General features: G+C 71.1%; 7 protein-coding genes and 2 pseudogenes. 2 read left to right on the forward strand and 7 right to left on the reverse strand.

Annotated features, from left to right (window positions below; all coding sequences use genetic code 11):
- Window positions 1–32: 32 nt before the first annotated feature.
- The gene (gene ffh / locus RY94_RS13200) at window positions 33–1,616 is read right to left on the reverse strand and encodes a signal recognition particle protein (RefSeq protein WP_043445791.1); all 1,584 of its coding nucleotides are present in this window, start codon (window positions 1,614–1,616) and stop codon (window positions 33–35) included.
- Between the two features lie 192 nt (window positions 1,617–1,808).
- On the opposite strand from ffh, the gene RY94_RS13205 reads away from it, so the two are divergent.
- A complete protein-coding gene (locus RY94_RS13205; protein WP_082046343.1) occupies window positions 1,809–3,251 on the forward strand; it encodes a glucose-6-phosphate dehydrogenase in 1,443 nt (480 codons plus the stop codon).
- 14 nt (window positions 3,252–3,265) lie between these two features.
- Here the strand turns inward: RY94_RS13205 and RY94_RS13210 are convergent.
- From RY94_RS13210 to ftsY, 5 genes and pseudogenes are all read right to left on the reverse strand, one after another.
- Window positions 3,266–3,749 (reverse strand): annotated as a pseudogene (locus RY94_RS13210) (SRPBCC family protein).
- Entirely contained in the window at window positions 3,746–4,102 is a 357-nt protein-coding gene (locus tag RY94_RS13215; protein ID WP_043445794.1) for an ArsR/SmtB family transcription factor, read from the reverse strand. The pseudogene RY94_RS13210 and the gene RY94_RS13215 overlap by 4 nt, the downstream one beginning before the upstream one ends.
- A 192-nt stretch (window positions 4,103–4,294) precedes the next feature.
- Window positions 4,295–4,633, reverse strand: coding sequence for a P-II family nitrogen regulator (locus RY94_RS13220; protein WP_043445797.1), 339 nt, complete (start codon window positions 4,631–4,633; stop codon window positions 4,295–4,297).
- A complete protein-coding gene (locus RY94_RS13225) occupies window positions 4,630–5,970 on the reverse strand; it encodes an ammonium transporter (RefSeq protein ID WP_043445800.1) in 1,341 nt (446 codons plus the stop codon). The genes RY94_RS13220 and RY94_RS13225 overlap by 4 nt, the downstream gene beginning before the upstream one ends.
- A gap of 202 nt (window positions 5,971–6,172) precedes the next feature.
- A complete protein-coding gene (gene ftsY / locus RY94_RS13230) occupies window positions 6,173–7,363 on the reverse strand; it encodes a signal recognition particle-docking protein FtsY (protein ID WP_043445803.1) in 1,191 nt (396 codons plus the stop codon).
- A gap of 76 nt (window positions 7,364–7,439) precedes the next feature.
- Between ftsY and RY94_RS13235 the strand changes: the two genes are divergently transcribed.
- On the forward strand, window positions 7,440–8,864 hold the full coding sequence (locus tag RY94_RS13235; RefSeq protein ID WP_082046344.1) for an MFS transporter: 1,425 nt from the start codon (window positions 7,440–7,442) through the stop codon (window positions 8,862–8,864).
- On the opposite strand, the pseudogene RY94_RS13240 reads toward RY94_RS13235, so the two are convergent.
- Window positions 8,861–11,982, reverse strand: a pseudogene (locus tag RY94_RS13240) (chromosome segregation SMC family protein). The gene RY94_RS13235 and the pseudogene RY94_RS13240 overlap by 4 nt on opposite strands.
- Window positions 11,983–12,175 lie beyond the last annotated feature (193 nt).

Consider the following 12,175-nt stretch of genomic DNA (forward strand, 5'->3'; position numbering starts at 1 on the left):
GACGGGTCGGATCCTCGGACAGCACCGGCGCGCTACTTCCCGAGGAACTTCTCGAAGCCCTTGGGGAGGTTCATCGCCGACGGGTCGAAGTCCTGCTGCCCGCCGAAGGCCGCACCGGTGGGCGCTGCCGTGCGTGCGGCAGCGCGCCGCGCCTCCGCTTCCTGGAGCTCCTGCGCCGCCTTCGCGGGGTTGCCCGAGCGCGGCTTCTTCTTGCCCTTCGCGGCGGCGGCCTTGGTCTTGCGGGGACCGCCGAAGCCTCCCGGGCCGGCCATCCCGGGCATCCCCGGGATCCCGCCGCCGGAGGCCATCTTCTTCATCATCTTCTGGGCCTGCGTGAAGCGCTCCAGCAGCCCGTTGACCTCGGAGACGTGGACGCCGGAGCCGCGGGCGATCCTCGCGCGGCGTGATCCGTTGATGATCTTGGGGGCGAGGCGCTCGTGCGGGGTCATCGAGCGGACGATGGCCTCCACGCGGTCGATCTCGCGTTCGTCGAAGTTCTCGAGCTGCTCCCGCATGTTGGCGGCACCCGGCATCATCATGAGCATCTTCTTCATGGAGCCCATGTTGCGGATCTGCTGCATCTGCGCGAGGAAGTCGTCGAGGGTGAAGTCCTCCTGGTCGGCGAACTTCTTCGCCATGCGCGCCGCTTCGTCCTTGTCCCAGGACTGCTCGGCCTGCTCGATCAGGGTGAGGATGTCACCCATGTCGAGGATGCGCGAGGCCATGCGGTCGGGGTGGAACAGCTCGAAGTCGCCGAGCCCCTCACCGGTCGAGGCGAACATGACCGGCTTGCCGGTGATGGACGCGACCGAGAGCGCGGCACCGCCGCGGGCGTCGCCGTCGAGCTTGGTCAGGACGACGCCGGTGAAGTCCACGCCCTCGTTGAAGGCGAGCGCGGTGTTGACGGCGTCCTGGCCGATCATCGCGTCGATGACGAACAGCACCTCGTCGGGGCTGATGGCCGCGCGGATGTCGGCGGCCTGCTGCATGAGCTCGGCGTCCACGCCGAGGCGTCCGGCGGTGTCGACGATGACGACGTCGTGCAGCCGGGCGCGTGCCTCGGCGACGCCCTGGCGGGCGACGGCGACAGGGTCGCCGGTGGCGGCCTCGAACTCGGAGCTGACGCCCGGGTGCGGCGCGTAGACGGGCACGCCCGCCCGCTCGCCGTTGACCTGGAGCTGGCGGACGGCGTTCGGGCGCTGGAGGTCGCAGGCGACGAGCAGCGGGCTGTGGCCCTGGCCCTTGAGCCACTTGGAGAGCTTGCCCGCGAGCGTCGTCTTTCCGGCACCCTGCAGGCCCGCCAGCATGATGACGGTGGGCGGGTTCTTCGCGAGGCGGATGCGCCGGGTCTCGCCGCCGAGGATCCCGACGAGTTCCTCGTTGACGATCTTGACGATCTGCTGGCCCGGGTTCAGGGCCTGCGAGACCTCGAGGCCGAGGGCGCGTTCCTTGATGGCGGCCGTGAAGGCGCGCACCACGGGAACGGCGACGTCGGCGTCGAGCAGGGCGCGGCGGATCTCGCGGACCGTGGCATCGATGTCCGCCTCGGTGAGGCGGCCCTTGCCGCGGAGGTTCTTGAAGGTCGCAGTCAGCCGGTCGGAGAGTGAATTGAACACGTGCCGTGCACTACTTTCATCGGGGACTTTGGAGACTCAACTCCCAAGGGTATCAACTGGGGAGGTCCGGGAGCGTTCCGCGCCCCACCCCGGGACGGCCGTCCGGCGCTGCTCCACCGGACCCCCGCGTGCGAACCGCGACGCACCCCGCCCGCGCAGGACACCCACGGGCAGAAGTGGCAAGGTGAAGAAGTGGATACACACTCGCTCGCAGAGCACGACACCATTCCCGCCGACGCCGACACCCGCGTCAGGACGCTCCTGATCCTCGGTGCCTCCGGCGACCTGACCGGACGCCTCCTCCTGCCGGGACTCGCACGGCTCGTCCGCCTCGGCCGCGCCGACGGCCTCAAGCTCGTGGGCGCGGGCTCCGACGACTGGACCGACGAGCAATGGCGCGAGAGGCTGGACAGCTCCTTCGCCGCCGCCCGTAAGAAGGCGGACGACGCCGGGCGGGCGTCGCTGCAGCAGGTGCGTGACGACAGCTGGTACCACTTCCTCGACGTCACGAAGGACGGGCTGGCCGATCTGGTGCAGGGCCTCGAGGGGCCGGTGGCCATCTACTTCGCACTGCCCCCCGCCGTCAGCCAGATGGCCTGCAGCGCCCTCGGGACGAATTCGTTGCCGAAGAGCACCCGCCTCGTGATGGAGAAGCCCTTCGGCACGGACCAGGCCAGCGCGCACCGCCTCAACGAGAAGCTCTCGAAGCTGGTGCCCGAGCAGAACATCCACCGCGTGGACCACTTCCTCGGCAAGGCGACGGTGTTCAACATCCTCGGCCTGCGGTTCGCCAACCGCATCCTCGAGCCGGTGTGGAACAACCTGCACATCGAGAAGGTCGAGGTGATCTTCGACGAGGACCTCGCGCTCGAGAACCGGGCCCGCTACTACGACGGCGCCGGCGCACTGCGCGACATGATCCAGAGCCACCTGCTGCACGTCATGGCACTCCTGGCCCTGAACGCGCCGTCGACCCTGCACGAGAGGGACCTCCGCGACCACATCGGCTCCATCCTCCGGGCCAGCTCGGTGGACCTGGACAGTCCTGGCAGCAGCCGCCGGGCACGCTATGCGGCGGGCACGATCGGCGATCGGGACATCCCCGACTACGCGGCCGAGCCCGGCGTCGACCCGGAGAAGGGCACGGAGACGCTCGCGGAGATCACCGTGTCCATCAACAACGAACGCTGGTCCGGCGTGCCGTTCGTCCTCCGCTCCGGCAAGGCGCTCGGCATCAAGCGCAAGGAGGCCGTCATCACCTTCAGGCCGGTGAGCCACCTGCCCGTCGGGTTCACGGGCCAGGACGCGCCGACCAAGCTGCGCATCGGATTCGGCCCCGACACGCTGCAGCTCGAGATCGATGTCAACGGGCCCGGTGACATCTTCGCCCTGGACCGGGCGACCCTCAGCGCCGACCTCAACCAGACGGACCTGCTCCCCTACGGCGAGGTGATCGAGGGAGTCCTCGCCGGCGATCCGACGCTCTCGGTCCGCGGCGACACGGCGGAGGACTGCTGGCGGATCGTGGAGCCCGTCCTGAAGGCGTGGTCGGAGGGCCGCGTGCCCCTCGAGGAGTACCAGGCGGGCTCGGAGGGGCCGGAGGCATGGCCGTCGTCGCACGGCCGGAAGGAGTAGGGCGCAGGAGGTCCTCAGACCTTCGCGCGGGCCAGCAGGTCCTCGAGCTGTTCGTAGGCCTCGGAGAGTCCGCCTTCCATCCCGGACTGCACCATGCCGTCCCTGGCCTCCATGGTCGGGTAGACGGCGTGGGCGCTCAGCCGGGTCCTGCCGCCCCCCCAGATCGTGGAAGGTCAGGAATTCGATGCTGACCACGTCCGGGTAACCGTCGTACTCGAAGGTCTGGATCGCAACATCGTTCTCCCGGACGGTGTGGAAGACACCACTGAACACGTGGTCAACGCCGTCCGGACCGGTGTGCGTGTAGCGGTAGCTGCCGCCGGTCCGGAAGTCGTACTGCTCGACGCCCAGCCGGAGCCGCCGCGGGCCCAGCCACTGGGCCACGAGGTCGGGATCCTTGTGCGCGTGGAAGACCTCCGCCACGGGATGGTCGAACTCGCGGTCGAGATCGATGAAGGGGAGGCCTTCGGGGACGGTGAGATTCAGGGCATTGCTCATGACGAGTCCTTCGCCTGCGGGCCGCGGGCCGCGGCCTGGGTGGATAGCACGACGTCGAGGCCGCGGAACTGCTCCTCGCGGACCAGCCGGTACTGGTCGATCCAGGCGGTGAGCGCCTCCAGCCGTGCGGGGTTCAGGTGGACGGGCCGGCGCTGGGCGTCGCGCGTGCGCGTGACGAGCCCCGCCTGCTCGAGGACCTGGATGTGCTTCGAGACCGCCTGCTTGGTGATCGCGAAGGGTTCCGCCAGTTCGTTGACCGTGGCCTCACCCCGGCTGAGCCGGGCGATGATGCGGCGGCGGACGGGATCGGCCAGCGCCAGGAACGCGATGTCGAGGCGTTCGTCGTCGGTCACCGGGTCACACTCCTGAGGTTCCACCTCCCTGGAGATCAATGTTTCCGTTGATCAACCAGGAGGTTGTTCAAGGGTACGCCCGTTGCTCGGGGACGGCAAGGGTTGCCGCCAGGGCAAGCAGAACGCCCGGCCGGGGTGACCCGGCCGGGCGTTCTGTGACGTGCGTGTGCTCCTCGCGCGGCGGAGCCTCCCCTACAGGGCGGCTTCGCCCCGTTCACCGGTGCGGACGCGGACGGCCTCCTCGACGGGGATGACCCACACCTTGCCGTCGCCGGCGCGACCGGTGTTGGCGGTGGAGACCAGGACGTCGACGATGTCGGTCACCCACGCGTCCGCGACGAGGACCTCGACGCGTGCCTTCTGGAGGAGGTCCACGGTGTACTCGGCGCCGCGGTAGACCTCGGTGTGGCCGCGCTGGCGGCCGTAGCCGCTCGCCTGGCTCACGGTGAGGCCCTGCACGCCGTAGTTCTCCAGGGCCCCCCGGACGCCGTCGAGCTTGTCGGGCCGGACGATTGCTGTGACCAGTTTCATGAACGAGCGCCTTCCGTGACGTCCTGCTGTGCGGAGTTCTGCTTGGTGCTGTGCTTGCCGCCCTGCTGGGTGACCATCTGGTCGGCGAACGGGTGGAAGGATCCACCGACGCCGAGCCCGCCGAATTCGTAGGCGGTCTCCGCGTGCTCGGTGAGGTCCACGCCTGACACCTCGTCGTCCGGGCTGATCCGGAACCCGATGGTCTTGTGGATGGCGAGGCCGATGATGGCGGTCATGATCGCGGAGAGGGCGATCGCAATGGCTGCGGCAACGATCTGCGCGACCAGCTGGCCGGCGCCGCCGCCGTAGAAGAGGCCGCCGCCCTCCCCCTCGACGGGCAGCATGATGAACCCGAGGGACAGGGTGCCGACGATCCCGGCGACGAGGTGGACGGCGACGACGTCGAGCGAGTCGTCGAAGCCGAGCCGGTACTTGATGCCGACGGCGAGGGCGCAGACCGCGCCGGAGACGATGCCCAGGCAGATGGCGCCGACGGGGCTGACGTTCGCGCAGGCCGGGGTGATGGCCACCAGGCCGGCCACGATGCCCGACGCTGCGCCGAGCGAGGTGGGACGGCCGTCGCGGATGCGCTCGGTCATGAGCCAGCCCACCATGGCGGCTGCGGGCGCGGCCATGGTGTTGACCCAGATCAGGCCCGCTTCCTCGGCCGAACCCGCGGCGCCGCCGTTGAAGCCGAACCAGCCGAACCACAGGAGTGCGGCGCCGAGCATCACGAACGGGATGTTGTGCGGGCGCTGCGCCGGGTCCTTGCCGAATCCCTGGCGCTTGCCGAGGATCAGGGCGAGCACGAGGGCCGCGACGCCGGCGCTGATGTGCACCACGGTGCCGCCCGCGAAGTCGACGGCCTCGCCGACCGCGCCGCCCACGGCGCCGTCGGCGCTCAGGAGGCCCCCGCCCCAGACCATGAAGGCGAGGGGGCAGTAGACGAGGGTCACCCAGATGGGGACGAAGATCACCCAGGCGCCGAACTTGGCGCGGTCGGCGATGGCACCGCTGATCAGGGCCACGGTGATGATGGCGAACGTCGCGCCGTACCCGGCGCCGATGAGGTCCTCGGTGCCGATGAGCCCGCTCATGCCGAAGGAGGTGAACGGGTTGCCGAAGAGCTGGGCGATGCCGTCGCCGCCGGTCATCGAGTAGCCCCAGAGGACCCACACGATCCCCACGAGTCCGACGGCGATGAAGCTCATCATCATCATGTTGAGGGCGGCCTTGGCGCGGGTCATACCGCCGTAGAAGAAGGCGAGCCCGGGGGTCATGAGAAGTACGAGGGCGGCTGAGATCATCACCCAGACGTGGCCTGCTGTCAGATCCATCAAACACGATCCTTCCAAAGGGGCGGGGACTTCCCGCTCCTCCAGAATGCGATGGTCGTGTTTCGGTCCCGGGGGCATCGCGTTGCGCGCAGGTTACAGGCGGAGCGCGGGAGTAAAGAAACCGTGTCGATCGTGTTTCCTGCAGGTTTCCCGGCCCGCCGGGCCTTGACGCGCGGCGGGGTGCGCCCCGCTCCGGCCGGCCCTAGCTGAGCAGGGCGTCGACGAAGCCCTCGGCGTCGAACGGGGCGAGATCGTCCGCGCCCTCACCCAGCCCGATGAGCTTCACGGGCACGCCGAGGCTGCGCTGGATGGCGACGACGATGCCGCCCTTGGCGGTCCCGTCCAGCTTGGTGAGGACGATGCCGGTGATGTTCACGACCTCGGCGAACACGCGCGCCTGGTTGAGGCCGTTCTGGCCCGTGGTCGCGTCCAGGACGAGGAGGACCTCGTCCACGGTGCCCTGCTTCTCGATGACGCGCTTGACCTTGCCGAGCTCGTCCATGAGGCCCACCTTGTTCTGCAGGCGCCCGGCGGTGTCGATGAGGACGACGTCGACCTCCTCCTCGATGCCGGTCCTGACCGCCTCGAAGGCGACGGACGCGGGGTCGGCGCCGTCGACGTCGGACTTGACCGTCGGCACGCCGACACGCGCACCCCAGGTGGCGAGCTGCTCGGCGGCGGCGGCGCGGAACGTGTCCGCGGCGCCGAGGAGCACGTCCTTGTCGTCGGCGACGAGCACGCGGGCCAGCTTGCCGACCGTGGTGGTCTTGCCCACCCCGTTGACGCCGACCACCATGACGATCGCCGGACGGTCGGCGTGCCGCTGGGTGGCCAGGGACCGGTCCATCGTGGGATCGACGAGCTTCACGAGTTCCTCGCGCAACATGTCCTTGACCTCGGCCGGGTTGCGGCTGCCGGACACCTTGACGCGTGCGCGCAGCGCATCGACGAGTTCCATGGTGGGCTCGGTGCCGAGGTCCGCCATGAGGAGGGTCTCCTCCACCTCGTCCCAGACGTCCTCGTCGATCTTGTCCCGGGACAGGAGGGCGAGGAGGCCCTTGCCGAGGGCGTTGTTGGACCGCACCAGGCGGGCGCGCAGCCGGGCGAGCCGCCCCTGCACGGGGTCGACGGTGTCCAGGCGCGGGGCGGGCGCCTCCTCCAGTCCGCTGAGGTCGTTCGGGACGAGCACGCCCGTCGGGAGGCCGTCGGGCCGTTCCAGGACGTCCGTGGACGTGGCGCCGTGCGTCCCGCCCTCCACCTGGTCGTCGGGGTCCCGGGGCGAGGAGTACAGGCCCGGAGGGGTCCGTCTGCCGCGCACGAGGAGGACGGCGAGGGAGCCGATCACGGCGATCGCGAGGATGACGAAGATGACAGGCAGGAGGATGTCGTTCACTGATCCACCTTCTCATATGGGTCCTGCACGCACGGATTGAACCCCGGCGCCGGGGCGGTGACAGAATGCGAGGACCATGGCCGCATTCCCCCGTGTACCCAAGCGCTCCCCCTTCCGTATCCCCCGCCCCGGACGACGGACCGGCAGCGGTGCCGCACCCGCCGGGGAGCGGCAGCGGATCCCGCGGGAGATCAGGGTCCTCATCGCGGCCGCGTTCGTCATCGCCATCGGGTTCGGCCTCGTGGCGCCGATCCTGCCGCAGTTCGCGCAGAGCTTCGACGTCGGCGTCACCGCGTCGGCGGTGATCGTGAGCGCCTTCGCGTTCACGCGCCTCGTCTTCGCGCCCGCGGGGGGCCGCCTCGTGGAGCGGCTCGGCGAACGGCCCGTGTATATCGTCGGGCTGCTCATCGTGGCGCTGTCCACCGCTGCCTGCGCCTTCGCGGCGGACTACTGGCAGCTCCTCGTCTTCCGCGCCCTCGGCGGGATCGGTTCGACGATGTTCACGGTCTCCGCGATGGGCCTGATCGTACGGCTCGCCCCGCCGGCCATCCGCGGACGGGTCTCCGGCGCCTACGCCACGGCGTTCCTGCTCGGGAGCATCGGCGGCCCGATCGTGGGCGGCCTGCTGGCACGCTTCGGCCTGCGGGTGCCGTTCCTCGTCTACGCGGCGGCCCTGCTCGTCGCCTCCGCCGTCGTCTTCTTCCAGCTGAAGGACACCTCGCTCTCGGACCGCAAGGCGGCGCGCGACAAGCCGGCCCTCACGGTGCGCGAGGCGGTCGCGGATTCCGGGTACCGGGCGGCGCTGGCATCCAGCTTCGCGAACGGCTGGTCCTCCTTCGGCGTCAGGATGGCGCTGGTGCCGCTCTTCGCGGACGCGGTCCTCGGAGCGGGTACGGAGATCGCCGGCGTCTCCCTGGCCTTCTTCGCGGCGGGGACGGCGCTCGCCCTCACGGTGTCCGGCGGGCTCGCCGACTCGCTGGGACGGCGGCCGCTCGTGATCACGGGCCTCCTCGTCAACGGGGCGGCGATGATCGCGCTCGGCTTCTCCGGCAACGTCGCGGTGTTCCTCGCCCTGTGCGTCGTCGCGGGCATCGGCACGGGCCTCCTGAATCCCGCGCAGCAGGCGGCGGTGGCCGACGTCGTCGGCAGCGACCGCAGCGGCGGCAGGGTCCTCGCGACCTTCCAGATGAGCTCGGACTTCGGCGCGATCCTCGGCCCGGTCCTCGCCGGACTCATCATCGACCAGCTCTCCTTCGGCTCCTTCGCCCTCGCCTTCACCGTGACCGGCGTCCTGACCGCCCTCGCGGCCGGTGTCTGGGCGCTGTCCCGGGAGACGCTGCCCCGGGCGGAGCGCACCCTGCCGCCCGATGCCTCCGACGGCGATGTCGGGGATGCCGCCGATGACGAGTCTGACGGGTCTGACGGCGACGACGGCGATGCCGGGTCTCCGCGCCGCGGCGCCCGCCCGTCCGCGGAGGAGCAGGGGACCCCGGGGTCCTAGCCGAGGGCGTCCTGTCTCCCGGCAGTGATGCGCTGGCTGATGACCGTGGACACGCCGTCGCCGCGCATCGTCACGCCGTAGAGGGCGTCGGCGACCTCCATGGTGCGTTTCTGGTGGGTGATGATGATGAGCTGGCTGGATTCCCGCAGTTCCTGGAAGATCGAGATCAGCCGCCCGAGGTTCGTGTCGTCGAGGGCGGCCTCCACCTCGTCCATGACGTAGAACGGCGAGGGCCGGGCCTTGAAGATCGCGACGAGCAGCGCGACGGCCGTCAGCGACCGTTCGCCGCCCGAGAGCAGTGACAGCCGCTTGATCTTCTTCCCGGCGGGCCGGGCCTCGACCTCGATGCCGGTGGCGAGCATGTCCGTCGGGTCGGTGAGCACCAGCCGGCCCTCACCGCCGGGGAAGAGGGTCGCGAAGACACGCTCGAACTGGTCGGCGGTGTCCCGGTACGCGGCCGCGAAGACCTGCTCCACGCGCTCGTCGACCTCCCGGATGATGTCCAGCAGGTCCTTCCGGGTCGCCTTCAGGTCGGCGAGCTGGGTGCTCAGGAACTGGTGCCGTTCCTCGAGCGCCGCGAACTCCTCGAGGGCGAGGGGGTTCACCTTGCCGAGCGCGGCGAGGTCCCGTTCGGCCCGCTTCAGCCTCTTCTCCTGCTCCTGGCGTACGAACGGGACGCCCTGCGGCACGGGATTGCCGTCGTCGTCGACCGGCGCGCGCAGCGCCGCCCACTTGTCCTCCGTCGCCGCGTCGCCGGGCACGGGCAGGTGCGGACCGAACTCGTCCACGAGGTGGTCCGGGGTGAGGCCGAGCTCCTCGATGGAGCGGTTCTCGAGCACCTCGATCCTCAGGCGCTGCTGGGTACGGGCGAGTTCGTCCCGGTGCACGGAGTCCGTGAGCCGTGCCAGTTCGACGCCGAGGGCCGCGTTGGAGGCCCGCACCTCCTGCAGCTCGGCGTCCTGCTGCCCGCGCAGCCGCTCGGCGGCGTCGCGCTGGTCCGCGGCGACGGCTACGGACTGCGCGGCCCGCTGCTCCGCCCGACGCGCCGCCGCGGAGACCTCCGCCGCCCTGACGGCCTGGGCCCGGCGGATCCTCGCCTTCTCCGCCGCCTGCTCGCGGGCGCGGCGTTCGGACTGCGCCGCGCGTTCCAGGGACGCGGCCCGGGTCGCGAGCGCGGAGAGCTGCTCCTCACGGCCGCGCAGCGCGAGGCGCGCCTCCAGCTCGGCCTGACGGGCATCCACCGCGGCGCGCCGCAGGGCGTCGCGGTGCTCGCTCGAGGGCTCGGCCTCCACGGGCTGCTCCTGGAGGTTCCTCAGCCGCCCGGCGGCGTCCTGCAGCCGGGCCTCCTCCTGCGCGAGATTGGCCTCGGCCGCGCGCGCGAGCACGGCCAGCCGCTCGGCCTCCCCTCCCGCGGACCGCAGCTCGCCCTGCAGCCGGCCGAGCTTCTCGGTGACCGCGGCCATCCGTGCATCGGAGTCGTGCAGGCGCTCGAGCGCGCCGTCGACGCGCTGCTGGGCCTCCTGCCGGGCGGATCGCGCTGCGGCCAGGCGGGACCGGAGACGGTCCGCGGCGGCGCCGGCCTGCGCCAGCTTCTCCTCCGTGTCCTCGGCGGCGGCCCGCAGTTCGAGGTACCCCGCCGCACCGGGCGAACCGCCGCGGGCNCCAGGGCCAGGGCGCCGCGCTCGCGCTCCGTGGCACGCTCCTCCTCCACGAGTGCTGCCAGGTCCCCGGTGAGGGAGCGGAGGACGTCGGACGCCGCCTCGTACTCCGCGTCGAGGCCCTCCTCGCCCTCCTCGTCCCCCGCGACCCGGCCCTCGAGTGCCTGGAACTCGCGCTCGGCGGTTTGCCGTCGTTCCTCGGCCGCGGTGATGGACGCGCGCAGGCGCCCGAGCTCGGCCACCGCGGACTCGACGCGCGAGCGTGCCGCGCCCACGGCGCCGGTGAGCCGCGCGTCTCCCTCGCGCCGGTCCGCGGCGGCCCGCAGGAGGCGTGCGAGCCGCGCGTCCTCGGCGGCCGAGGCCTCTTCCGCGGTCCGCCGGGCTGCCAGGGTCTCCTCGAGGGCGCGGCCGAGGGACGCCACCTCCTCCTCGAGGTCGGCGACCTCCGCCCGCACGCGCCCGGCCTGCCGGTCGAGGTGGTCGGGATCGCGGCCCTGGTCCGGTTCCGTCGCCTGCCCGAGGAGGTGTCCGCGGTCCTCGGCGCGCGTGGCGAGGGCGGAGAGCTTCTCCCGGGCGCTCGAGAGCGCGTACCAGGCCTCGCGTGTCCGGTTGAGCGCGGGCACGGCTGCGGCGGCGGCCTGCTCGAGGTCCGCCTGCCGCTCCTGGCCGGCGCCGAGCAGCGTCCCGATCTCGTCGCGGCGTGCCTGCAGGGCGGCCTCGGCCGCGACGTCCCGCTCGAACCCTGCGCGCAGGGCCACGAGCTCGTCGGCGAGCAGGCGCGACCTCGCGTCACGCACCGCGAACTGCACCTGCTGGGCGCGCCGGGCGACCTCCGCCTGTTTCCCGAGCGGGGTCAGCTGCCGGCGCAGCTCCCCCGTGAGGTCGGACAGCCGTGCGAGGTTCGTCTGCATCGCGTCGAGCTTCCGGACGGTCTTCTCGCGTCGGCGGCGGTGCTTGAGGATCCCGGCGGCCTCCTCGATGAAGCCGCGCCGTTCCTCGGGTGTGGCATGCAGCACCTTGTCCAGCTGCCCCTGGCCCACGATGACGTGCATCTCGCGGCCCAGCCCGGAGTCGGAGAGGAGTTCCTGGATGTCGAGGAGGCGGCAGCTCTTGCCGTTGATGGCGTACTCGGAGCCGCCTGCCCGGAAGAGCGTGCGGGCGATGGTCACCTCGGCGTACTCGATGGGCAGGGCGCCGTCGGCGTTGTCGATCGTGAGGGAGACGTGGGCCCGCCCGAGCGGTGCACGGCCGGTCGTCCCGGCGAAGATGACATCCTCCATCCGGCCGCCGCGGAGCGTCTTGGCCCCCTGCTCGCCCATGACCCACGCCAGCGCGTCGACGACGTTCGACTTGCCGGACCCGTTGGGGCCGACGACGGCGGTGACACCCGGCTCGAAGTCGAAGGTGGTTGCCGAGGCGAAAGACTTGAACCCTCGCACGGTTAGACTCTTCAGATGCACGGTGGCAGGCTCTCCAGATGGGGTAGGACCTCCCCAATCTACCGGAGGACACCGACGGTACCGGGCAGCGGGTCGCCAGGACGGCGGTCCCGGACGTTTCCGGAGTGACCGCCACTGCATTACCAAGTAGGCTTACGAAAGTTTCAGCAGTATCCAGAAGGCGTCCAGGCCGATCCACCCGTGGGTCCTTTTC

The organism is Arthrobacter sp. L77, from assembly GCF_000816565.1.
GTDB classification, from domain to species: domain Bacteria; phylum Actinomycetota; class Actinomycetes; order Actinomycetales; family Micrococcaceae; genus Arthrobacter_D; species Arthrobacter_D antioxidans.

Excerpts from the sequence above, each read along its gene's own strand:
- RY94_RS13220 (WP_043445797.1), bottom strand. The coding sequence starts at position 4,633 with ATGAAACTGGTCACAGCAATCGTCCGGCCCGACAAGCTCGACGGCGTC.
- RY94_RS13225 (WP_043445800.1), bottom strand. The coding sequence starts at position 5,970 with ATGGATCTGACAGCAGGCCACGTCTGGGTGATGATCTCAGCCGCCCTC.
- RY94_RS13235 (WP_082046344.1), top strand. The coding sequence starts at position 7,440 with ATGGCCGCATTCCCCCGTGTACCCAAGCGCTCCCCCTTCCGTATCCCC.